Source organism: Pseudomonas sp. B15(2017), assembly GCF_002113215.1.
Classification (GTDB): Bacteria; Pseudomonadota; Gammaproteobacteria; order Pseudomonadales; family Pseudomonadaceae; genus Aquipseudomonas.
Window position 1 is genome coordinate 507,017 of sequence record NZ_NEJZ01000001.1, and the last position, 21,861, is coordinate 528,877.

General features: G+C 59.6%; 19 protein-coding genes. 3 read left to right on the forward strand and 16 right to left on the reverse strand.

What is annotated here, in order from left to right:
• Positions 1 to 15: 15 nt before the first annotated feature.
• The 6 genes from CAF73_RS02290 to rplM all read right to left on the reverse strand — a co-directional run bounded on the left by CAF73_RS02290 (position 16) and on the right by rplM (position 4,472).
• On the reverse strand, positions 16 to 633 hold the full coding sequence (locus CAF73_RS02290; protein ID WP_085700849.1) for a glutathione S-transferase N-terminal domain-containing protein: 618 nt from the start codon (positions 631 to 633) through the stop codon (positions 16 to 18).
• A 148-nt stretch (positions 634 to 781) separates the two neighbouring features.
• Positions 782 to 1,564, reverse strand: a complete 783-nt coding sequence (locus tag CAF73_RS02295; RefSeq protein ID WP_085701788.1) for a cytochrome c1 — start codon at positions 1,562 to 1,564, stop codon at positions 782 to 784.
• Positions 1,564 to 2,775: a cytochrome bc complex cytochrome b subunit gene (locus CAF73_RS02300; protein ID WP_085684715.1), complete on the reverse strand. Its 1,212-nt coding sequence runs from the start codon at positions 2,773 to 2,775 to the stop codon at positions 1,564 to 1,566. Before CAF73_RS02300 ends, CAF73_RS02295 begins: the two co-directional genes overlap by 1 nt.
• Positions 2,775 to 3,368 carry a ubiquinol-cytochrome c reductase iron-sulfur subunit gene (gene petA / locus CAF73_RS02305; protein WP_041479967.1) on the reverse strand — a complete coding sequence of 198 codons (594 nt, stop codon included), beginning with the start codon at positions 3,366 to 3,368 and terminating at the stop codon, positions 2,775 to 2,777. The genes CAF73_RS02300 and petA overlap by 1 nt, the downstream gene beginning before the upstream one ends.
• A gap of 268 nt (positions 3,369 to 3,636) precedes the next feature.
• Positions 3,637 to 4,029 carry a 30S ribosomal protein S9 gene (gene rpsI / locus CAF73_RS02310; RefSeq protein WP_007956794.1) on the reverse strand — a complete coding sequence of 131 codons (393 nt, stop codon included), beginning with the start codon at positions 4,027 to 4,029 and terminating at the stop codon, positions 3,637 to 3,639.
• A 14-nt stretch (positions 4,030 to 4,043) separates the two neighbouring features.
• Entirely contained in the window at positions 4,044 to 4,472 is a 429-nt protein-coding gene (rplM, locus tag CAF73_RS02315) for a 50S ribosomal protein L13 (protein ID WP_003228062.1), read from the reverse strand.
• A gap of 244 nt (positions 4,473 to 4,716) precedes the next feature.
• On the opposite strand from rplM, the gene CAF73_RS02320 reads away from it, so the two are divergent.
• Positions 4,717 to 5,757 (forward strand): NADP(H)-dependent aldo-keto reductase, encoded by a 1,041-nt coding sequence (locus tag CAF73_RS02320; RefSeq protein WP_085700851.1) that lies wholly within the window; start codon positions 4,717 to 4,719, stop codon positions 5,755 to 5,757.
• A 56-nt stretch (positions 5,758 to 5,813) separates the two neighbouring features.
• Here CAF73_RS02320 and CAF73_RS02325 read toward each other — a convergent pair whose 3' ends face one another.
• Positions 5,814 to 6,950 (reverse strand): acyl-CoA dehydrogenase family protein, encoded by a 1,137-nt coding sequence (locus CAF73_RS02325; protein WP_085701789.1) that lies wholly within the window; start codon positions 6,948 to 6,950, stop codon positions 5,814 to 5,816.
• A gap of 246 nt (positions 6,951 to 7,196) precedes the next feature.
• Here CAF73_RS02325 and CAF73_RS02330 point away from each other — a divergent pair, with 246 nt between their 5' ends.
• Positions 7,197 to 8,093 carry a GlxA family transcriptional regulator gene (locus CAF73_RS02330; protein ID WP_170929796.1) on the forward strand — a complete coding sequence of 299 codons (897 nt, stop codon included), beginning with the start codon at positions 7,197 to 7,199 and terminating at the stop codon, positions 8,091 to 8,093.
• Positions 8,094 to 8,154: 61 nt separating this feature from the next.
• Here the strand turns inward: CAF73_RS02330 and zapE are convergent, their stop codons facing one another.
• From zapE to CAF73_RS02345, 3 genes are all read right to left on the reverse strand, one after another.
• Positions 8,155 to 9,249, reverse strand: coding sequence for a cell division protein ZapE (gene zapE / locus CAF73_RS02335; RefSeq protein ID WP_085700854.1), 1,095 nt, complete (start codon positions 9,247 to 9,249; stop codon positions 8,155 to 8,157).
• A 90-nt stretch (positions 9,250 to 9,339) separates the two neighbouring features.
• Positions 9,340 to 10,695 (reverse strand): tryptophan--tRNA ligase, encoded by a 1,356-nt coding sequence (locus tag CAF73_RS02340; RefSeq protein ID WP_085701790.1) that lies wholly within the window; start codon positions 10,693 to 10,695, stop codon positions 9,340 to 9,342.
• Between the two features lie 24 nt (positions 10,696 to 10,719).
• Positions 10,720 to 11,349, reverse strand: a complete 630-nt coding sequence (locus tag CAF73_RS02345; protein ID WP_085700926.1) for an alpha/beta hydrolase — start codon at positions 11,347 to 11,349, stop codon at positions 10,720 to 10,722.
• Between the two features lie 144 nt (positions 11,350 to 11,493).
• On the opposite strand from CAF73_RS02345, the gene CAF73_RS02350 reads away from it, so the two are divergent.
• Positions 11,494 to 11,928 carry a YhcB family protein gene (locus CAF73_RS02350; RefSeq protein WP_039766275.1) on the forward strand — a complete coding sequence of 145 codons (435 nt, stop codon included), beginning with the start codon at positions 11,494 to 11,496 and terminating at the stop codon, positions 11,926 to 11,928.
• Positions 11,929 to 11,995: 67 nt separating this feature from the next.
• On the opposite strand, the gene CAF73_RS02355 is transcribed toward CAF73_RS02350, so the two are convergent.
• The 6 genes from CAF73_RS02355 to CAF73_RS02380 form a co-directional block, all read right to left on the reverse strand.
• Positions 11,996 to 12,727, reverse strand: coding sequence for an OmpA family protein (locus CAF73_RS02355; RefSeq protein WP_085700856.1), 732 nt, complete (start codon positions 12,725 to 12,727; stop codon positions 11,996 to 11,998).
• A gap of 114 nt (positions 12,728 to 12,841) precedes the next feature.
• Positions 12,842 to 13,486: an MBL fold metallo-hydrolase gene (locus CAF73_RS02360; protein WP_085701791.1), complete on the reverse strand. Its 645-nt coding sequence runs from the start codon at positions 13,484 to 13,486 to the stop codon at positions 12,842 to 12,844.
• A gap of 101 nt (positions 13,487 to 13,587) precedes the next feature.
• Positions 13,588 to 16,323 (reverse strand): LuxR C-terminal-related transcriptional regulator, encoded by a 2,736-nt coding sequence (locus tag CAF73_RS02365; RefSeq protein WP_085701792.1) that lies wholly within the window; start codon positions 16,321 to 16,323, stop codon positions 13,588 to 13,590.
• A 187-nt stretch (positions 16,324 to 16,510) separates the two neighbouring features.
• On the reverse strand, positions 16,511 to 17,875 hold the full coding sequence (locus CAF73_RS02370; protein ID WP_085700859.1) for a DUF1329 domain-containing protein: 1,365 nt from the start codon (positions 17,873 to 17,875) through the stop codon (positions 16,511 to 16,513).
• A 28-nt stretch (positions 17,876 to 17,903) separates the two neighbouring features.
• Positions 17,904 to 19,793 carry a DUF1302 domain-containing protein gene (locus tag CAF73_RS02375; protein ID WP_085700860.1) on the reverse strand — a complete coding sequence of 630 codons (1,890 nt, stop codon included), beginning with the start codon at positions 19,791 to 19,793 and terminating at the stop codon, positions 17,904 to 17,906.
• 336 nt (positions 19,794 to 20,129) lie between these two features.
• Complete coding sequence (locus tag CAF73_RS02380; RefSeq protein WP_085701793.1) at positions 20,130 to 21,812, reverse strand: fatty acid--CoA ligase; 1,683 nt, start codon at positions 21,810 to 21,812, stop codon at positions 20,130 to 20,132.
• Positions 21,813 to 21,861 lie beyond the last annotated feature (49 nt).

The window sequence follows — 21,861 nt, forward strand, 5'->3', positions numbered from 1 at the left end:
GCGGCTCCTTAAGCCTTAGCGCATGTCGCGTTCGACACCAGACAGACTCGCCTGGAAAGCCTCACGCGCAAACTGACGCTCCATATAATCAAGCAGCGGCTTGGCCTGCCGCGGCAGTTCTATACCCAGAATCGGTAAACGCCAGAGTATTGGCAATAGGCAGCAATCCACCAGACTTTGTTCCTCACTGAGGAAAAACGGCTTGTCGGCAAACAGCGGCGACACGCCCGTCAGGCTTTCGCGCAATTCCTTGCGCGCCACGGCACGAGCCGCTTCCTTGGTGCGCGAATCCAGAATCAGATCCACCAGACCACACCAGTCGCGCTGAATGCGGTGAATCAGCAGACGGCTGTTGGCACGCGCCACCGGGTACACAGGCATCAATGGCGGATGCGGGTAACGCTCATCCAGGTACTCCATCACCACGGTCGACTCCCACAACGCCAAGTCACGATCGACCAGCGTGGGCAGACTGCCGTAAGGGTTCACTTCAATCAGTTTAGGCGGCTGACGACCAGCCTCCACAAAAATGATTTCGGCGCTGACACCCTTCTCTGCAAGCACGATGCGCACTCGGTGGGAATAGTGGTCGGCGGGGTCGGAGTAACAGGCCAACCGATTGGTCACGCCCATGGCGATCCTCCTCGCTTGTTGAAATGGTCGGAGCCGGAAAAACGCGCGCGCCCAGAGGGCGCCTCCCGCAACGGCCGGCGAACCAGGCGTTGCGTTTTCAGAGGCGCCCTTGGGCGCGCGCGATTAACAGCAATTGCTTGAAGCGTTATCAGTGCACGTCTTTCCAGTATTCACGCTTGAGCAGGTAGGCGAACACAAAGAAGAACGCCAGGTACAGCAAGACGTAAGTACCGATGCGCTGATGTTGCAGCTTAACCGGGTTAGCCGAGTAAGCCAGGAAGGTTACCAGATTCTTGACCTTCTCATCGAACTGCTCTTCGTTGAGGGTTCCGGTTTTCGGCACGATGGTCAGTTGATCGCACGCTTCATGAGTCAGAGGCGTACCGGTCAGCGGATCATATTGTTTCTTGCCGTCTTCGACGATCTGTACCTGTTTGCAACCCACAACCTGACGACCTTGCAGGCCGACCAGCACGTTAGGCATGCCGACGTTCGGGAAGACCTTGTTGTTCACGCCCCATGGACGCGCAGGATCTTCGTAGAACGACCTGAGGTAACCGTAGAGCCAGTCGGTGCCGCGAACACGAGCCACCAGGGTCAGGTCAGGCGGCGCTGCGCCGAACCAGGTCTTGGCGTCGGCCGGCTGCATGCCGATGTTCATGTGATCGCCGATCTTGGCGCCGGTGAACACCAGTTTTTCCAGCATCAGTTCATGCGGGATTCCGAGGTCATCGGCCACACGCTCGTAACGCTGGAACTTGGCACTGTGGCAACCCATGCAATAGTTGGCGAAAGTACGCGCACCATCCTGCAGGGCAGCCTTGTCGGAAACGTCGATGTCGACCTTTTCCAGTTCCGGACCACCGTGTTCGGCGGCAAAGGACAGCACTGGCAGAACAGCAAAAATCAGAGCAAAAAATAACTTTTTCATCAGCCAGTCACCCTTTCCGGAACCGGTTTGGTCTTCTCGAGCCTGGTGTAGAACGGCATCAGAATGAAGTAGGCGAAGTACAGGAAGGTGCAGACCTGCGACAACAGCGTACGGCCTGGCGTCGGGGCCAGAACACCCAGAATGCCGAGGATCACGAACGAAATGCAGAACACCACCAGCCAGATTTTGCTCATCCAGCCTTTGTAGCGCATCGACTTGACCGGACTGCGGTCGAGCCACGGCAGAACGAACAGCACCGCAATCGCTGCGCCCATGGCGATAACGCCCATGAGCTTGTCAGGGACTGCACGCAAGATTGCGTAGAACGGTGTGAAGTACCAGACCGGTGCAATGTGTTCAGGCGTCTTGAACGGGTTGGCTTGCTCGAAGTTAGGTTTTTCGAGGAAGTAGCCGCCCATTTCCGGGAAGAAGAACACAATAAAGCAGAAGATAAACAGGAACACCACAACGCCGACGATATCTTTCACGGTGTAGTACGGGTGGAAGGCGATGCCGTCCAGCGGGACACCGTTTTCGTCCTTGTGTTTCTTGATGTCCACGCCGTCCGGGTTGTTCGAACCGACTTCGTGCAACGCCAGGATGTGCAGCACCACCAGACCGAGAATCACGATCGGCAGGGCAACCACGTGCAGGGCGAAGAAGCGGTTCAAGGTGATCCCGGAAATCAGGTAGTCACCACGGATCCACTGGGTCAGGTCGTTGCCGATGACCGGGATCGCGCCGAACAGCGAGATGATCACTTGGGCACCCCAGTAGGACATCTGGCCCCACGGCAGCAGGTAACCCATGAAGGCTTCGGCCATCAGCGCCAGATAGATCAGCATGCCGAAGACCCACACCAGCTCACGGGGTTTCTGGTACGAACCGTAGAGCAGACCACGGAACATGTGCAGATAGACCACGATGAAGAACGCCGAAGCGCCGGTGGAGTGCAGCAGACGCAGGATCGAACCGTACTCGACGTCGCGCATGATGTATTCGACAGAAGCGAACGCTTCTTCCGCCGATGGGGTGTAGCTCATGGTCAGCCAGACACCGGTGACGATCTGGTTGACCAGAACGAGCAGCGCCAGCGAGCCGAAGAAGTAGAAGAAGTTGAAGTTTTTTGGAGCGTAATATTTGCTGAGATGGTCTTCCCACATTTTGGTGGCGGGGAAGCGCGCATCAACCCAATCCATGAACTTGCTCATCACGCTTTCTCCGTATCGACGCCAATGACAATCAGCTCATCGGTCTCATAGGAATGCGGGGGTACTGGCAGGTTCAAAGGCGCAGGTTGCGACTTGTAGACGCGGCCAGCCAGATCGTAGTGGGAACCGTGGCAAGGGCAGAAATAGCCGCCTACCCAGTCTTTGCCCAGATCCGCGGGTGCAACTTCGGGACGGAAGGTCGGTGAGCAACCCAGGTGAGTACAGATCCCGATCAGCAGGAGGATTTCCGGCTTGATCGATCGCACTTCTGGGTCGACATAAGTGGGTTGCGTGGAGTTTTTGGAGGTCGGATCGGAGAGCTGGCCCTCGATCTTTTTGAGATTCCCCAGGATTTCCTCGGTACGGCGGACAATGAACACCGGCTGGCCGCGCCATTCAGCAATCATCTGCTGCCCTGGCTCGATTTTGCTGACATTCACTTTCACCGGTGCTCCGGCAGCCTTCGCCTTGGCACTGGGAAACCATGACCCCACGAACGGGACCGCAGCCCCCACCGCTCCTGCAGCACCCACCACGGATGTGGCTGCTACCAAGAAGCGACGCCGGCCTGCATTCACGCCGTCATTGCTCATTCAGTCCTCTCCCATCAGCTTTGTGGCCTGTTAAATCAGGCATCTACTAAATTGAAACTATGTACTTATAAAAATTTTGCCGAATGGTAATGAAAACCCCCAATTCTGACAAGGTAATTACCCGGAGGGCTGGCCCTCAAGCCTTGTAGTATAGGGGGTCTACGAATGTGGCAAGTTGTCACAGCGCAATTATTCAAGAAATCGCACGCATAAAAAAACGCCCGGTTCCGTGAGGAATCGGGCGTTCTTTTTGAACGTGGAAGCGAAATTAACGCTTCGAGTACTGCGGACGCTTACGCGCTTTACGCAGACCAACTTTCTTACGTTCAACTTCACGGGCGTCGCGAGTAACGAAGCCAGCTTTGCGCAGAGCGCTACGCAGGGTTTCGTCGTAGTCCATCAGAGCGCGAGTGATGCCGTGGCGGATTGCGCCAGCCTGACCACTTACACCACCACCGATGACGGTGACGTAGATGTCGAACTTCTCGACAGTCTCAGTCAGTTCCAGCGGCTGACGAACTACCATGCGGGCAGTTTCGCGACCGAAGAACGTGTCCAGCGAGCGGTTGTTGATGGAGATGTTACCAGTACCCGGACGCAGGAAAACGCGTGCGGTTGCGGTCTTGCGACGGCCAGTGCCGTAATTTTGAGTCGCCGACATAATGAACTATTCCGTTAAATCTTCAGTTCTTGGGGCTGCTGAGCAGTATGAGGGTGTGCAGCGCCCGCATAGACTTTCAGCTTACGGTACATGTCGCGACCCAGTGGGTTTTTAGGCAGCATGCCTTTAACCGCGGTCTCGATCACGCGCTCAGGGGCCTTGGCGATCAGCTTTTCAAAGTTGATCGACTTGATACCGCCCGGGAAACCGGAGTGGGAGTAGTACATTTTGTCAGTGGTTTTAGCGCCGGTAACACGGATCTGCTCGGCGTTGATTACGACGATGTAGTCGCCGGTGTCAACGTGAGGAGTGTACTCAGGCTTGTGCTTGCCACGCAGACGGCTCGCGATTTCGGTGGCCAGACGACCCAGGGTCTGACCAGCAGCGTCGACGACAAACCAGTCGCGCTTTACTGTTTCCGGTTTAGCAGTAAAAGTTTTCATTCTTTATAGCCTCAGGGGCCGCCTGTAAATAAGACGGCGGATCTTACTGAATAGTGCGTACTTTGACAAGTCAAAGGCAGCCGGATACAGACGCTTTCGGGGGCTCGGGTCGGCGCGTCCGTTCAACGGCAAGATTCTTCGGCGGCGGGGCATCACTTCCACTGCAGAAAGAGGTCGGCAATTATGCAGATTGCGAAAAAAATTTCAACCTGCTTTTATGCTTGTTTTGCCCAAGGAGCACCCGATGGACTATCGCCAGCTAGGCCGTACCGACCTGAACGTGAGTGCAATCTGCCTCGGCACCATGACCTGGGGCGAGCAAAACACTGAAGCTGAAGCCTTCGCCCAGATCGAACGGGCAAAAGAGGCCGGGATCAACTTCCTCGACACCGCCGAGATGTACCCGGTGCCACCGAAAGCCGAAACCTACGCCACCACCGAGCGCTACATCGGCAATTACTTCAAGAGCCGCGGCGACCGCGCCGACTGGATCCTCGCCAGCAAGATCGCCGGCCCCGGCAACACCATCGACTACATCCGCGACAAGAACCTGCGCCACAACCGCCAGCACATCACCGAAGCGGTGGACGCCAGCCTCAAGCGCCTGCAGACCGACTACATCGATCTGTACCAATTGCACTGGCCGGAGCGTAGCACCAACTTTTTCGGACAACTGGGCTACAAGCACCAGACCGAAGCCAACCTGACGCCGCTTGAAGACACACTCGAAGCACTCGATGAGCAAGTGAAGGCCGGCAAGATCCGCCACATCGGTCTGTCCAATGAAACGCCGTGGGGCACCATGCGCTTTCTCGCTCTGGCCGAAGCCCGTGGCTGGCCGCGCGCGGTGTCGATCCAGAACCCGTACAACCTGCTCAACCGCAGCTTCGAGATCGGCCTGGCGGAAATCGCCATCCGCGAACAGTGCGGCCTGCTCGCCTATTCGCCGCTGGCGTTCGGTTTCCTGTCGGGCAAGTACGAAGGCGGGGCGCGTCCGCCGAAAGGCCGCCTTAGCCTCTACAGCCGTTTCAGTCGCTACTTCAACCCGCAATCGGAAGTGGCGTGCAGCCGTTACGTGGCCCTCGCCCGGGAACATGGCCTGGATCCGGCACAAATGGCCCTGGCGTTTGTAAATCAGCAACCGTTCGTCACCAGTAACATCATCGGTGCGACGACGCTGGAGCAACTGGACAGCAACATCGCCAGCTACGAACTGAAACTATCGAAGGAAGTGCTGGAAGGGATCGAAGCGATCCACAAGGATCATCCGAATCCGGCGCCGTAATAAAGGACGATGATCGTTCCCACTTTGCGTGGGAACGATCATGCTCACTGCAAAACTCAAAGCGACCGCGCAATGATCTCTTTCATGATTTCATTGGTGCCGGCATAGATCCGCTGCACCCTTGCATCCGCCCAGGCCCTGGCCACCGGGTACTCCCACATGAAACCGTAGCCGCCATGCAGTTGCACGCACTCGTCGAGCACCTTGCATTGCAGGTCGGTGCCCCAATACTTGGCCATCGCCGCTGTCGGCACATCAAGCTTGCCTTGCAGGTGCAACTCCAGGCAGCGATCGACGAACACCCGGCCGATCTGAATCTCGGTGGCCATTTCCGCCAGTTTGAAGCGGGTATTCTGGAAGTCGGCAATGGACTTGCCGAACGCCTTGCGGTCACGGGTGTAATCCAGCGTCCATTGCAGCGCCGCCTCGGCTGAAGCCAGTCCGCCAATGGCCACGGTCAGACGTTCCTGCGGCAATTCCTGCATCAGATAGGCAAACCCCGCCCCGGCCTGCCCCAACAGGTTTTCCTTCGGCACGCGCACGTCCTGGAAGAACAATTCCGACGTGTCCTGAGCCTTCATTCCGACCTTCTCCAGACGCTTGCCCTTGTCGAAGCCCGGCGTATTCGCCTCCACCAGAAACAGGCTGATGCCCTTGGCGCCGGCCTTGGGATCCGTTTTGGCGACGACGATCACCAGATCCGCCAGAAAGCCATTGGTAATGAAGGTTTTCGAACCGTTGATCACATATTCGTCGCCATCCAGCACGGCCGTGGTCTTGACCCCTTGCAGGTCGGAACCGGCGCCCGGCTCGGTCATGGCGATCGCGGTGACCATCTCGCCGGACACCAGTTTCGGCAGGTATTTCTGCTTCAGCGCCTCGCTGCCGTAATGCAGGATGTACGGCGCGACGATGTCCGAATGCAGCGAGAAACCGATGCCGGTCAGGCCCAGCCGCCCTACTTCTTCGATCACGACCGCGCTGTAGAGAAAGTCCGCCCCCAACCCGCCGTATTCCTCTGGCAGATGCGAGCAGAGCATCCCCGCTTCCCCCGCCTTGTTCCACAGATTGCGGTCGATGTAGCCTTGCTTTTCCCATTGTCCATGGAACGGCACGGCCTCTTTTTCGAGGAATGTTCGTACGCTGTCGCGGAACAATTCGTGCTCGGAGCTGAACAAGGTTCTGGGAATCATGCGGCACCTTTTCTTTATTGTTGGAGGGATCAGACCTTCAGAGACTAAGCCTCGCTTCCGATACAGGACACTGGACACATCCGACAAAAAATAAGACGATCCAGCCGTCTGGTGACCACTTTCCCTTATAAAAACAAAAGTTGAATTATGTCCAAGCAAGTCTCCACGCCCTTGCGGCGCGTCAGCATCCTGGCGATCGACCGGGTTTTCGCTTCCACCCTCATGCAAGCCAAGGATTTCTTCCATCTGGCCAGCCTGCGTTACGGCAAACAACTGGGCCACGGCCTGACTCCGGTGTTCGAAACCCGCCTGGTCAGCCCCGACGGCAAACCGGTGAACAGCTTCAGTGATGTGGTCATGCCGGTGGACGGCGGCCTGGAAAACGCCGACGTCATCATCCTCCCGGCGTTCTGGGACGATTTCGATACGCTGTGCCAACGTTATCCACAGATCCTGCCGTGGCTGCGCGAACAGCACGCCCGGGGCGCCGTGCTCTGCGGCGAGGCCACCGGGGTGTTCTGGCTGGCCGAGGCAGGGTTGCTCAACGGCAAGGAAGCGACCACCTACTGGCGCTTCTTCAATGCCTTCGCCGAGCGATTCCCCAAGGTCTATCTCAATCAGGACAAGCACCTGACCGACGCCGACAATCTGTATTGCGCCGGCGGCACCACCTCAGCCTGCGATCTCTACATTTACCTGATCGAGCGCTTCTGCGGTGCCAATGTGGCCCAGGCCGTGGCCCGCGACATTCTCTATGAGGTGCAACGCAGCTACGCACCTGGCCGCATCGGCTTCGGCGGTCAGAAGCTGCACCAGGACGTGATCATCCTGCAGATCCAGCACTGGCTTGAAGAGCATTTCGCCGACAAGTTCCGCTTCGAAGACGTGGCGCGCGAGCACGGCATGAGCATTCGCAACTTCATGCGCCGCTTCCAGACCGCCACCGGCGACAAGCCGCTGCACTACCTGCAACGGCTGCGCATCGAGACTGCCAAGGGCCTGCTCTCCGGCAGTCGCAAGAGCATCAAGACCATCAGCTACGAAGTCGGCTACGACGATGCGAGCTTCTTCGCACGGCTGTTCCGCCAGCACACCGAACTGTCGCCGAACCAGTACCGGCAGCAGTTCCAGCAAGCTGCCTGACGATTCGACCAGACACAAAAAAAGGCCTGCATCTGCAGGCCTTTTTGTTTGCCGATTCCGCTTAAGGCTTGTGTGCCCGGGACAGGAATTCGTGCGATTGCATCTCCAGCAGACGGCTGAGGGTACGCTGGAACTCGAACGTCAGACGCCCGCCGGTGTACAGATCTTTCAATTCGACTTCGGCAGAAATGATCAGTTTGACGTTACGGTCGTAGAACTCGTCGACCATGTTGATGAAGCGTCGGGCGATGTCGTCGGTAGTGACGCTCATCTGCTCCACGCCACTGAGCAGCACGGCGTGGAAGATCTTGCCCAGCTCGATGTAGTCGTTCTGGCTGCGCGGGCCATCGCACAGCTCGCGGAAGTCGAACCAGGCCACGTCATCGCAAGTACGCAGGGCACGGATTTCGCGGTTTTCGATGATCAGCACATCGTTTTCCACGGCGGCGGTGCATTCCGGCGTCAGTGCGCGGAAGCTCTTGCGCAGGCTTTCGTGGGCAACTTCGTCGAGCGGAAAGTGGAACAGTTCCGCTTGTTCCAGGTGGCGCAGACGGTAGTCGACGCCGCTGTCGACGTTGACGATCTCGGTGTTCTGCTTGATCAGCGCGATGGCCGGCAAGAAGCGCGCGCGCTGCAGGCCATCCTTGTACAGACCGTCCGGCACGATGTTCGAAGTGGCAACCAGCGTTACGCCGTTCTTGAACAGTTCTTCCATCAGCGTGCCGAGGATCATGGCGTCGGTGATGTCGGAGACGAAGAATTCATCAAAACAGATGACCCGCGATTCCGTCGCGAAACGCTTGGCGATGATGGTCAGCGGGTTTTTCTCGCCGCCGAGGGTTTTCATCTCTTCGTGCACGCGCTTCATGAAGCGGTGGAAGTGAGTGCGGGTCTTTTCCTTGAATGGCAGCGCTTCGAAGAAGGTGTCCACCAGGTAAGTCTTGCCACGACCCACGCCGCCCCAGAAGTACAGGCCCTTGACCGGCGTCTGATCCTTTTTGCCAAACAGCTTGCCCAGCAAACCCGGCTTGTTCTGCTCGGCCGCGATCAGGTCGTCGTACAGGCGTTGCAGATGACGCACGGCAGTTTCCTGCGCCGCATCGTGGAAGAAGTCCGGGCGTTTCAGATCAGCTTGATATCGTTCTAGGGGCGTCATAATTCGTTAGCAAGGCAACAAAAACGGGCCGTCACTGTAGCGATGGCCCGTGGGAATGGCAATCGGCCCTTGGTCGGGCCGGCCCGTTGATTATTCCTGAACCGGTGTCAGAGCGATCCGCAAGGCCTCGACGGCCGCGTCCCGCGCCGCCACGTCGGCAAATGCCGGGCTGTCGCCGACACACTCGCCTTCCAGCCAGACACTGAAGCTCAGGTCTTCGCTGCGCACATCCAGTGCCTGACCCGACTGCAGCTGCTTGGTCACCTGACCGGCGGTCTTGCCGTCGGCGAAGTTGCGCGACAGCAGCAGTTGCTCGCCATCGGCCGCCAACAGACGGAAACGGAAACTGCCGTCGTCTTCGCGGAAACTGACGAAACGTGCGGCTTTAGCGGCTTTCTTCTTGGTGGTCGCGGTCACCTGAACCTGATTGACGAAGGAGCGCAGGCCGACCGCTTCGCGCAGCTCGTTGAGGAACGGCGTCGCCACCGCACGGGCCTTTTTGGCACCGTGTTGCAGGATGTCTTCCAGATCGGCCGGACGCTCGATCAACTGGTGATAACGCTCGCGGGACTCGCCCAGCTCGTTATCGAGCAACTGGAACAGACGGTTCTTCGCCTCGCCCCAGCCCAGACCACCCAGCAGTTCGCTGCGGAACTCGTCGGCCTGCGCCGGCGTGGAGAACGCCTGGAACAGGGTGAACAGGTGCGAGTTGTCCGGATCTTTCGCTTCGCCCGGCGCGCGGGAGTCGGTGACGATCCGCGAGATCGCGTCTTTCATTTCCTTGGCGCTGGAGAACAGCGGAATGGTGTTGTCGTAGCTCTTGGACATCTTGCGACCGTCCAGGCCCGGCAGCGTGGCAACGCTTTCTTCGATCAGCGCTTCGGGCATGGTGAAGAACTCCTTGCCCTGGCCGAACAGGTGGTTGAAGCGCTGGCCGATGTCACGAGCCATTTCCACATGCTGGATCTGGTCGCGACCGACCGGCACCTTGTGTGCGTTGAACATCAGGATGTCGGCCGCCATCAGCACCGGATAGCTGTACAAGCCCATGGTGATGCCGGCATCCGGGTCTTCGCCGGTCTCGAGGTTCTTGTCCACCGAAGCCTTGTAGGCGTGGGCACGGTTGAGCAGGCCCTTGGCCGCGACACACGTCAGCAGCCAGGTCAGCTCGGGGATTTCCGGGATGTCGGACTGACGATAGAAGGTCACGCGATCCACATCCAGGCCACCGGCCAGCCAGGTCGCGGCGATTTCCAGACGCGAGCGCTGAATGCGCAGCGGGTCATCGCATTTGATCAAGGCATGATAGTCGGCCAGGAAGTAGAACGAATCGGCATTGCTGTCGCGGCTGGCGAGAATCGCCGGGCGAATGGCACCGGCGTAGTTGCCCAGGTGCGGGGTGCCGGTGGTGGTGATGCCGGTGAGGATGCGGGTACGGTTCGTCATGGGTAATCGCTTGTCAGACTGCAATCAATTCGAGAGACGCGGCAGGATCAGATCCTTGAGATCGGTCAGCTTGCCATGAAAAAAGTGTCCGCATTCTGCCACTTTCAGCAGCTCATGGGGGCGCTGGAGTTTGTCGGACCAGTCGTAGACCCGCTGCGGCTCGATCACTTCGTCGGTTTCCGGCTGGATCACGGTCAGTTCGCCCTGCTGCGGCAGTTGATCCTGCTCGCCCAGGCGCATCACCGCCGGTGCGACCATGAACAAGTGCTTGAGCGTGATGCCTTGGGCTTCGAGACGGCCGCCGAGACTTGCTGCAACAAATCCACCGAAGGAGAAACCGAACAGGGTCAGTGGCAGACCCGGGTGTTTGTCCAGCAGCCATGCGGCGGCAGCCTGGGCGTCGTCGACCTCACCCGTGCCCATGTCATGAGAGCCTTCGCTGGCACCGACGCCGCGATAGTTGAAACGCAAGGTGATCAGGCCGGCATCGCGCGCAGTGCGCTGCAGGGTCGAGACGACCTTGTTGAGCATGGTGCCGCCCTGCACCGGGTTGGGATGGCAGATCAGCGCGATGCCTCGCGGCTGCTCGTTGTCCAGGTACAAAGACTCAAGTTGACCCACCGGGCCATCAATCACTACAGGGGTTTCACGCATCAGCAAGGAAGGAACTCCGTGACCTCGGATCGGGTCGACTCGTCTAGCAAATTGTCTGTGCCAGTCTATTGCGAGTGAATCGCGGTATACAGCGCAGGTTCGAGCCGTTAACGTAAAGCAAAGCCGTTTATAGAGGAAGGACTCGTGGAACACTCGCTCTTAGTTTGGTTGTTACCGACTCTTGCCCTGGTTGTGGGTGTCGCCATTGGTTTCCTGATCGCTCGCGTTGCGCCGAACGCCGCGCCCAGCCGCACGCAGCGTCAACTGGATGATATTCAGGAACGTTTCGACAGTTATCAGAACGAAGTGGTGACCCACTTCAACAGCACCGCCAATCTGGTCAAGAAACTGACCCAGAGCTATCAGGAAGTGCAGGACCACCTCGCCGAGGGCGCCAACCGCCTGGCCCTGGACGAGCAGACTCGTCAACGCCTGCTGGCTTCCTTGCACTCCGAGGCAGCACAGGCCCCACGGGAACGCCTGACGCCGCCACGGGATCAGGAACCGCCGCGTGACTACGCGCCGAAGACCCCGAACTCGCCGGGCATGCTCGACGAGCATTACGGTCTGAAGAAGTAATCAGCCTTCGCGCCAACAAAAAGCCCCCGGACAATCACTTGTCCGGGGGCTTTTTTGTACCTGACGGTTACGGGTATTGCTGAACGGTGCCCGGCTGTTGCTGGCCACCGTACTGCTGGCCCGGGATTGCCTTGAGGTTGACCTCGACGCGGCGGTTCTGCGCGCGGCCATTGACGTCACCGTTGCTGGCGATCGGATTATCCGGACCCGCACCACGAGCACTCAGGTTGGCACCGCTGACACCTTGCGACGTCAGGTAGGTCGCCACGCTCTGCGCACGACGCTGGGACAGGTCCATGTTGTGCTGACGGCTGCCAGTGCTGTCGGTGTAGCCGACGATTTCGATCTGGTTCTGGTTGAACTCTTTGAGCGAGTTGGCCAGGTTGTTCAACGGCTGATAGAAGCTGGGAGCGATGTTCGCCGAATCGGTGGCGAAGGTGATATTGCCCGGCATGATCAGCTTGATCTGATCGCCCTGACGCTGCACTTCAACCCCGGTGTTGGCCATGCTGGCGCGCAGTTTTTTCTCCTGCTGGTCGGCGTAGTAGCCGTAACCGGCGGCCGAGGCACCGACGACAGCTGCGCCAATCAGCGCTCCCTTGCCGCGGTTGTTGTGGTCGATGGCGGCACCGGCCAGCGCGCCGGCCAGTGCTCCGAGGCCACCGTACTTGGCGGTTTTGCTCATGCCCTGGGAGCCACCGTCGGCCTGACCCTGATTGTCATACGGGTTGGGCGAGGCGCAGCCGGACAAAACGGCCACGGCAGTAGCGACAATAATCAAACGACGCGTGGTGAACATGGAGAGCTCCTACATTTTGCATTCTGTGGTGCAGCGGCCATTGGCAACTGGCCCATGCGGGCGTTGGATCATGACAATGCACAAAAATTCCGCTGCACACCCGTGACAAAATGTTTAGGCACGCACAAACGGGTTCTCGCGCATTTCATCTCCAAGACGCGTATCCGGACCATGCCCGGCCACGACAGTCGCGTCTTCATCCAGGGTGTACAGCCGCTGCTTGATCGATCGCACGATGGTCGCCTGATCGCCGCCCCACAAATCCGTGCGCCCTACTCCGCGACGAAACAGCGTGTCGCCGGCAATCAACAGCTTAGCCTCGGAAAACCAGAAGCTCATGGAACCTGGCGTATGCCCCGGTGTGTGCAGTGCCACGCCACAGCCACAGGCCAGCTCTTCATCGTCGCTCAACCAGCGATCCGGTGACGGCACGGGGGTGTAGGGCACGCCGAACATCTGGCACTGCATTTCGAGGTTGTCCCAGAGAAACTGGTCTTCCTTGTGCAGATGCAAGGTGGCGCCGGTCTTCTCCTTCATCTGGCCGGAAGCCAGGAAGTGATCGAGGTGTGCGTGGGTGTGGATGATGCTGACCACTTTCAGGCCCAACGCATCGACGCGGGCCATGATCAGGTCAGGGTTGCCGCCCGGGTCGACGACGATGGCTTTTTTGGTGATCGGGTCGCCGATGATCGTGCAGTTGCACTGAAGGGGGCCGACGGGGAAGGTTTCGCGGATGAGCGCGGGATTTGCAGCGGTCATGGGGGATCCTGAAAAGACATTCGAAACAATGCGCAAAGGCTGATTTGCGCCATTTTACGTTGTTGGCTCGCAGGATGACGACACAGCGCAAAACAGCAGATTCAGTTCAACACTCCCAACTCTTTCGCCCGCGCCACCGCCTGCGTGCGCCGCTCCACACCCAGCTTGCTGTTGATATGACTGGCATGGGTTTTCACGGTGTGCAGAGAGATGAACAGTTGATCGCTGATTTCCTGATTCGAGCAACCCTGAGCGATCAGACGCAGCACCGCCAGTTCGCGGCTGCTGAGCTGCTCGGTAGCGGCAGACTCCGCAGTGGGACGAGCCTGGATCTGAGGGAATTGCTCGAGCAATTGCTGACCGACGGCTGCCGGTGCAGTCAGTGACAGTTGCCCGCGCAACCAGTCTGCATGCTCTTTGATGAGTAGATCGAAAGGCTGCAGGACACCGCCGGACGCCGCTTCCAATGCCTGAGCCAAAGCCTTGCGGGCCTCAGGTTCGCGGCCACCGGCCAGCAGCAGTGAAACCTTTTGCGTCAACGCCATCACGCTCAACAATTGCCTCCCGGTCTGCTGACCGTTTTCCAGGAGGACATTCAACCGCCCTTCAGCGAGCATCGGCTGCCCCTGAATGACATCCAGCAACGCCTGCTGCAACTCGACATGCAACGGCAGCTGCGGATGAAATTCCGGCGGAGCCGCTGCACGTTCGCCCGTGTAGGTCTGCCCCAGTCGTGCCAGCCACGCTTCGGCCAGATCGATGCGCCCCTGCGCCAGCCACAATTCGCATTTGACCAGGGTGATCATCGCCAGGTAGTAAATTGGCGGGACGTCCCAGATGTGCATCAGGCGTTCGGCTTCGGCCAGCTCGGCGAAGGCCCGTGCGTAGTCGCCGCTGCTGCCGTCAAGTCGGGCGATGACGCAATGGCCGATCAACACGCTGATATCCCGACAGGCCCGAGCTTCGCTCAAACCCGCCTGTAATCGCTGGCGCGCCGCTTCGGGCTGCAATCGCATGGCCAGCAGAAAACCCTCATACAGCGTCAGGCGCGCACGCACGGCGTACAAACGCTGTGCAGACAATCCTCGCAGGCGCTCCAGCCCTTGGCGCACTTCATCGAGCGCGCGCAGGATTTCGCCGCGCGCCTGCAGGACGCGGGCACGATCATAATGCGCCAACGCCTCGAACAAGGGATTGCCGACCCGCTGCGCCAGCTCAAGCGACTCGCGGTTCAGACCTCGTGCGCGCCACAGATCGCCGTCGGCAATTGCCAGGTTGGACAAGGTCGACAGGCACATTAGGCGCTGGCCATAGCGCTTGGCCGGCAGGCTTTCCAGTGCTTCGCTGCAATACTCAATGGTCTGCTCGCGATGGCCTCGCCCACGGGCGATGATGCCCTTGAGCGCCAGCCATTGGGCCAGCATCGATTTCTGTGCGGTGGCCGAGGGTGCTGGCAGAAACCGGCTCAAATGGCTGGCCAGTTCTTCGGCCGCGTCGAGCTGACAGGCCAGTCCCAGCGCCCAGCTGTACAACACGATCAAGCGGGGGGTGCTGATCAGCAGACTGTCAGGCAAGTCCATTTTCCAGCGCAGCAACATGCCGACATTCTGCTCGGCCAGCAGTTGCTCCTCGGAGAGGTTTTGTACCAGATTGGCCGCGACGTCCAGATGCCCCGCGCGCAAGGCCTGCTCGACGGCTTCATCCAGCAGGCCCTGGGCGTTGAACCAGCGGCAGGCGCGCAGATGCAGCGTCGCGGCGGGGACCAGTGCCCGGGCGATAGGCCGGCTGCGCAACAGGTCGGAAAACAGATGGTGATAACGATACCAGTGCCCGTGCTCGTCCAGCGGCACCAGGAACACCTGATGCGCCAGCAGGAAACGCAGGATTTCAGCGCTGTCATGGGCCTCGCGCACCGCGTCACACAACTCGCTGCAAAAGCGCTCCTGCGGTGCGGTGTCATAAAGAAACGCCTGCACCTCGGCGGGCAGGCAATCGATGACTTCCTCCAGCAGGTATTCGCGGATCAGCCCTTCCCCGCCGTTCAGCGCTTGCGGCAACGCCGACTCGGTGCCGACTTCGGAAATTGCCAGCAGCCAGAAGCGCAGGCCGGCCACCCAGCCTTCGCTGCGCTGGATCAGGTTTTCCAGCGCTTCACCGCGCAGGGAACTGCTGTGACGATCAAGCAGTGCCAGGGCTTCGTCGTGGGTCAGGCGCAGATCCTGTTCGTGCAGTTCCAGCAATTGGCGCGACAGCCGCAGACGGGCCAGGTGCCAGTCCGGGCGCTGCCGACTGGTGACCATGACCACCAGGCCGTCCGGTAAATGATTGAGGAAAAACTGCAGGCAACGATCGAGCACCGGCCCTTGAGCAAGATGGTAGTCATCCAGTACCAACAGCAGCGGGGCCGTGGGTTGCAGATGCAGCGTCAACTCATCCAACAGGCCGTCCAGCCATTCTTCGAAGGCAAACGGTTGATGGCGTTGACGCATTTTCAGCAGCCCCAGTGCGCGGCTGCCGAGTTCCGGGAAGTAGTCCTGCAGGCCTTCGAGCAGTCGTTCGAGAAACCGCCCCGGATCGTTATCCCGCGGGCTCAGCCCCAACCAAAGGCTTTGCCAGTGCGCCGGCAGGCTCTGACAGAACTCCACCGCCAGCGAGCTCTTGCCGAACCCGGCCGGAGCGCTGACCAGCAACAGGCGCCCTCCGAGTCCGGCGCCAAGGCGTTCGCACAAACGGGGTCGCAGCACGTAGCCATCGGGTAATGGCGGGCGAAAAAAACGTCCGTCCAGTGCCGCGACGGCAACGCTTGCGGGACCCGGAAGTGGGGACAGATCAGTCATGGCCGGCTCTTGTTCGTATGGCTGTTGGCGGCGTAGCAGATGCCCGCAGACTAGCCTTAAACGGAGCGGTTATGAAGGTCGTTGCTACAAATGGCTACAAAAAGGCTACGGAAAAAGCGACAGACAAAAAAACGCCCCGAACCTGTCGGGGCGTTTTCACGAGGATGCGGCCTCGGTTTACAGGAGCTTAGCGAACACCATCCTGACGCAGAGCGGCTGGAGTGAAGTCGCTGGTGGTGGCGGTAAAACCGAAGTCATACGCCGACTTCTCTTCGTTCTTCATGCCCAGCGCCAGGTAACGGCCGGACTGCAGATCGTAAAGGGTCTCCAGGGTGTACCACGGTACCTGAACGTTGTAGTAGTCCTGAGCGTGAGCTTCCGCCACGCGCCACAATTGACCACGACCGTCGTAGTGATCGATCACCGCCGCTTGCCAGGTGTCTTCGTCGATGAAGAAGTCGCGCTTGGCATAGATGTGACGCTGACCTTCCTTCAGGGTCGCGGTCACGTGCCAGACCCGACGCAGTTCATAACGAGCCAGATCCTGGTTGATGTGCCCGGCCTTGATGATGTCGGCGTACTTGAGCTTCGGATCGTCGAGCTTGTAGCTGTCAGAGGCGATGTACATTTCTTGCTTGCCGATCAGTTTCCAGTCGTAACGGTCCGGTGCGCCGTTGAACATGTCCAGGTTGTCGGAAGTCCGCAGGCCGTCCGCCGCGGTACCCGGGCCGTCATAGGACACTTGCGGTGCACGGCGCACACGACGCTGACCGGCGTTGTAGACCCACGCCGAACGCGGTTCCTTCACCTGGTCGAGGGTTTCGTGCACCAGCAGCACGCCACCGGCCAGACGTGCCGGCGCGGTCACTTTCTGCTTGAAGTAGAACAGGATGTTGCCCGGGTTCGCCGGATCGTAGTCCTTCATCTTGTCGCGGAATACGAACTGGTCCTGGAAGTACACCAGGCTGAACGAGCCGTTCGGTTGCGGCGTGGCCTGGGTCACCAGACGGGTCACGCTGCCGCCGCGATAGCGGGTGATGTGGTTCCAGATGACTTCCACACCGCTTTTCGGAATCGGGAACGGTACGGCGGTATCGAAGTTTTCCAGGCCGTTGCCACCCGACACCAGGGTCGTGGTGGTGGCGTTCTTCTTGATGGCGGCGAATACCTCATCCGGCACGGTGGCACCACGATGAGACGGATAGACCGGCATCTTGAAGGTGTCAGGGTAACGCTGGAACATCGCGTACTGACCCGGCGCAAGCTTGGCCTTGTACTGATCGACGTTCTGCTTGGTGATGGTGAAGAGCGGCTTTTCACTGGCGTACGGGTCGGACAGGAAGCCTTTGCTGTCGACGGTGCCGGCATTCTTCGGCATCGGTTTCCAGGCCGGGATCGAGCCGTCCGCGTTACCGGCCATTTCGGCGCCCATCGGGGTCAGGCTCTTGCCCAGCTTGTCCGCTTCGGCGGCAGGCACCGCCGCCATGACGCCGGTCGCCAGCAGCGACAGGCCCAGAACACCGGCGTGGAACAGACTTTTTGTTATTTTCATAAATTCGTTCGTCCTGAAAATGCAGTGCTTAGAAGTTCACGCCGAGGCTGAGCGCCACGAAATCGCGGTCATCCACGGTGCTGTACTTGCCGTCGAAGAAGTTGGTGTAGGCCAGGCTCGCGGTGTAGGTGTTCTGGTACTCGGCATCGACACCCAGGCTGACAGCCTTGCGACCTTCTTCGAAGTTGCCGCCAGGGCCTGGCGAGTAGCCGCTGACGTCGTGGGACCAGGCCACGTTCGGCTTGAGGTTCACGCCGGCGAACACATCGTTGTATTCCCAGATCGCACGACCGCGATAACCCCAGGACATCGACGTGGTGAAACCGTCATTGTCGCAATTGCGACTACGGTTGTTCTGCGGTGAGCCAGGTCCGGCGCCATTGATGGTGCCGTTGTTGAGGATGTTGACGCAGGTGTTGGTGGTACCGGTGGCTGGCAATTCGCCCGGGCCGAAGACCGGATCACGGCCATAGCGCTTGTCGGACCGGCTTTCCAGACCGCCCACGTAAGTCATGCCCACCTCACCCACCAGGGTCAGACGGCTAGCGCCCATGACCTGATCGAAGAAGTGCGTGAAGGTGGTTTGCAGTTGAGTGATTTCCTTGCGCTCGTAGCCATGCAGATCCTGGCCTGGCACACCATTGAGCAGCGAAGCGTTGGCATACGGGCCGCCCAATGGACGCACACCGGCGAACAGGATGTCGGTGGAGTTCAGTTGTACCGGCGCATTCGGGCGATAGCTGATCTCACCGCTCCACGCCGTACCGGTAGGCAGGGTGGTGGAGAAGCTCAGACCGTAGAGGCGGATGTCCTCTGGGTATTCGACGAAGTACTTCGAATTGCCGGCGACCAGCAGAGGCCCGAGCGCCTGGAACGGACCTGGCAATGCGGCCACGCCGTTGTAGACCGATTGCGGCGCGCCAGTGGCACTGAAGATCGGCGCACGGCTGTGGTAATTCATGAAGTAGGCACCGAACTCGGTGTCCAGCGGTTCGAACATGTACTTGAGGGACGCGCCCCACTGGCCGCTGTCGCGCGCATCGCGATCGGCGCCGCGCGGCACCAGCACACCTTCTTCATTGACGTTGACGCCGTTGGCCGCCAATGGCCCCAGGGCAATGGCCGGGATCTGCGAGCGCTTGTTCAGCACGCGCAGGTTGTCGGTGCAGCCATCGGCAATGATGTCCGGCTGGGAGAAGAACGTGCCGCAGTTGTCGACGACGGTCTGGTCCCACTCCAGCTGATAGAAAGCTTCGGCCGACAGGTTGTCGGTCAGGCTCTGGGATACATAGAACATGTTGACCGGGATCAGGCCTTCCTTGATCTCGGCGCCCGGACGACGGAACGCGGAAACGTCGATCGGGTTGATCGAGTTGATGCCGCCGCCGATGAAGGTACTTTCACCCCAGCTCACCACCTGCTTGCCCAGACGCACGGAGCCTGGCTGATCGGCGATCGCGTAGTTGTGGTAGACGAAGGCGTCGAGGATCTGACCGCCGGCGGACTTGGCGCCTTCCTTGCGGTTGCTGTCGCTGATGTCCTTGAACTCGCGGCTCTCGTCCTTCAGTTCGAAGTCGTACCAGTACTTGCCACGGACGAACACGCCGGTGTCGCCGTATTTCAGCTCGAGGTCATGGATGCCCTTGAAGATCTTCGAGAAGGTCTCGCCGCTCTTGAAGTTGGCATGGCCGTCGTCGGAAGTCTGGGACAGACCGTGGCCGCCGTTGTTGACGCCGATGAGGTTCTTGTTCGGGCTCTGGGTGGACCAACTGGCACCGATCGACAGGGAGGAGTCGAACTGGCCTTCGATTTCACCGACGTTGAAACTGACGCCGAAAGCGGGCCCGGCGAGCGAAGAAGCAAGACTGACGGCCAGAGGCAGCTTTGCCCGGCGCCAGAACTGGTTTACTGAGGTCATCGACGCTACTCCATGTGCATTATTGTTATGGCAGTGAGTACTTTTAAAAACGCCTGAAGGACCGGGCGCCAGAGGCTTACCGAAATCGCTTCAATGTTGCATCGCCCCGTTAGTGCGTGTGCCCCGTTCTTAAAAATCCTTGAGCGGACTATAGCCAGCAGGGGGTACTGCTTGATCCCTCTAAAGTGTGATTTGCAGCTGCCGGCCACTCTGGAACAGTCCTTTCGCCAGTCCGACACATGTCGGCACGGCAAGGATGGCTGAAAATTCGGATTTCACAAGCCAAGCGCTTGCTTGGTGGGTCTGGCGCGCCGTTTTCGGCGCGCCAGCGGACGCTCAGAGCGTCGAGAGGAAGGTGCTGTTGTTGGCCTGCCATTCGGTGATGTCGAGGCGGATGCGCTTCTTGTCGAGCTTGCCGACACTGGTCTTGGGAATTTCAGTAACAAGCGCGATCTGGCTCGGGATCGCCCACTTGCTCAAGTGCCCCAATTCAACGAATGGCTTGAGGTGTTCCTTGAGCTCGCGCGCCCCGATGGCATGCCCTTCGCGGACCACCAGCAAGGCAAATGGACGCTCGCCCCACTGTGGATCGGCAATGCCCACCACTGCTACTTCACGTACCGCGACATGGCGACTGATCAGGTCTTCGAGATCCAGCGAGGAAATCCATTCGCCGCCGGTCTTGATCACGTCCTTGATCCGGTCGCGGATGTCGATCACGCCCATGCTGTCGATCGTGGCGACGTCACCGGTGTGCAACCAGCCTCCGGCCCACAGCTCGGCGCCCTTCTGCGGTTCGTTGAAATAGCCTTCGGTCAGCCACGGTGCGCGCAGCACCAGTTCGCCCTGGGTTTCACCGTCGGCCGGGAGGAAACTGCCCTCGCTGTCGATGATTGCCGCATCGACCAACGGTCCCGGCACGCCGGCCTTGATCCGGTAAGTAGTGCGCTCGTCTTCGGTGCCCGCCATCAACTCATCGTTCAAATGCGCGCAAGAGACCAACGGCCCGGTTTCCGACATGCCATACGCGGCCGTCAGTTGAATGCCCTTGCTCTTGGCCGTTTCATACAGCGTGCGATTGAGCGCACTGCCACCGATGACGATTTTCCAGCCGCCGAAATCGGTGTCTTGCGCGCCCTTGGCGTTGAGAACCATCTGCAGGATGGTCGGCACGCAGTGGGAAAACGTGACCTTTTCCTTGCGCCACAGCTCGACCAGAAATTCCGGGTCGTAACGCCCCGGATAAACCTGCTTGAGCCCGAGCATGGTCGCCACATACGGCAGGCCCCAGGCATGCACGTGGAACATCGGGGTGATCGGCATGTACACGTCGTTGGTGCCCAGCAGCCGCACGCTGTCGATGGCGCCCATGATGGTCGACACACCCATGGTGTGCAGCACCAGTTGCCGATGGGTGAAGTACACGCCCTTCGGATTGCCGGTGGTGCCCGTGGTGTAGAACGTGGTGGCGACCGAGTTTTCGTCGAAGTCCTGGAAGTCGTACAGCGGACTCGCCGCCGCCAGCAGTTGCTCGTACTCGCCCACCAGGTTCGGCAGATCGGCGCTTTTTTCCGGCAGATCGGTCAGCAGCAGGGTTTTCTCCACCGTGGTCAGGTGTGGCGCGATGGCCTGGTAAAGCCCTACGAACTCGCTGTTGACCAGCACGAAGCGGTCCTCGGCGTGGTTCATGGTGTAGAGAATCTGTTCCGGCGACAGGCGCACGTTGATGGTGTGGATCACCGCGCCGATCATCGGGATCGCAAACATGCATTCGAGGTAGCGATGGCTGTCCCAGTCCATCACCGCCACGGTATCACCGGCCTTTACGCCGGCCGCCGTCAGCACGTTGGCCAGCCGCGCGACCCGCTCGATCAGGGTCGGGTAGCTGTAGCGCAACTGGTCACGGTAGATGATCTCGCGGGTTTTCTCGTAACGGGCGCCCGACATCAGCAGCCGTTTAATCAGCAGTGGATACTGGTACGCCCCTTCGGCGGGCGGAATAACGCGAGTCTGCAACATAAGAATCCCTTTTCTGACTGCACGGTGTTGGCTTTGGAGTTTCGTACTC

Bases quoted from the DNA above. Each gene is read 5' to 3' on its own strand.
- rpsI (WP_007956794.1), bottom strand. From the start codon at position 4,029: ATGTCGGCGACTCAAAATTACGGCACTGGCCGTCGCAAGACCGCAACC.
- petA (WP_041479967.1), bottom strand. From the start codon at position 3,368: ATGAGCAATGACGGCGTGAATGCAGGCCGGCGTCGCTTCTTGGTAGCA.
- CAF73_RS02370 (WP_085700859.1), bottom strand. From the start codon at position 17,875: ATGAAAATAACAAAAAGTCTGTTCCACGCCGGTGTTCTGGGCCTGTCG.
- CAF73_RS02375 (WP_085700860.1), bottom strand. From the start codon at position 19,793: ATGACCTCAGTAAACCAGTTCTGGCGCCGGGCAAAGCTGCCTCTGGCC.
- CAF73_RS02360 (WP_085701791.1), bottom strand. From the start codon at position 13,486: ATGACCGCTGCAAATCCCGCGCTCATCCGCGAAACCTTCCCCGTCGGC.
- CAF73_RS02290 (WP_085700849.1), bottom strand. From the start codon at position 633: ATGGGCGTGACCAATCGGTTGGCCTGTTACTCCGACCCCGCCGACCAC.
- CAF73_RS02365 (WP_085701792.1), bottom strand. From the start codon at position 16,323: ATGACTGATCTGTCCCCACTTCCGGGTCCCGCAAGCGTTGCCGTCGCG.
- CAF73_RS02300 (WP_085684715.1), bottom strand. From the start codon at position 2,775: ATGAGCAAGTTCATGGATTGGGTTGATGCGCGCTTCCCCGCCACCAAA.
- rplM (WP_003228062.1), bottom strand. From the start codon at position 4,472: ATGAAAACTTTTACTGCTAAACCGGAAACAGTAAAGCGCGACTGGTTT.
- zapE (WP_085700854.1), bottom strand. From the start codon at position 9,249: ATGACGCCCCTAGAACGATATCAAGCTGATCTGAAACGCCCGGACTTC.
- CAF73_RS02345 (WP_085700926.1), bottom strand. From the start codon at position 11,349: ATGCGTGAAACCCCTGTAGTGATTGATGGCCCGGTGGGTCAACTTGAG.
- CAF73_RS02325 (WP_085701789.1), bottom strand. From the start codon at position 6,950: ATGATTCCCAGAACCTTGTTCAGCTCCGAGCACGAATTGTTCCGCGAC.
- CAF73_RS02380 (WP_085701793.1), bottom strand. From the start codon at position 21,812: ATGTTGCAGACTCGCGTTATTCCGCCCGCCGAAGGGGCGTACCAGTAT.
- CAF73_RS02295 (WP_085701788.1), bottom strand. From the start codon at position 1,564: ATGAAAAAGTTATTTTTTGCTCTGATTTTTGCTGTTCTGCCAGTGCTG.
- CAF73_RS02340 (WP_085701790.1), bottom strand. From the start codon at position 10,695: ATGACGAACCGTACCCGCATCCTCACCGGCATCACCACCACCGGCACC.
- CAF73_RS02320 (WP_085700851.1), top strand. From the start codon at position 4,717: ATGGACTATCGCCAGCTAGGCCGTACCGACCTGAACGTGAGTGCAATC.
- CAF73_RS02355 (WP_085700856.1), bottom strand. From the start codon at position 12,727: ATGTTCACCACGCGTCGTTTGATTATTGTCGCTACTGCCGTGGCCGTT.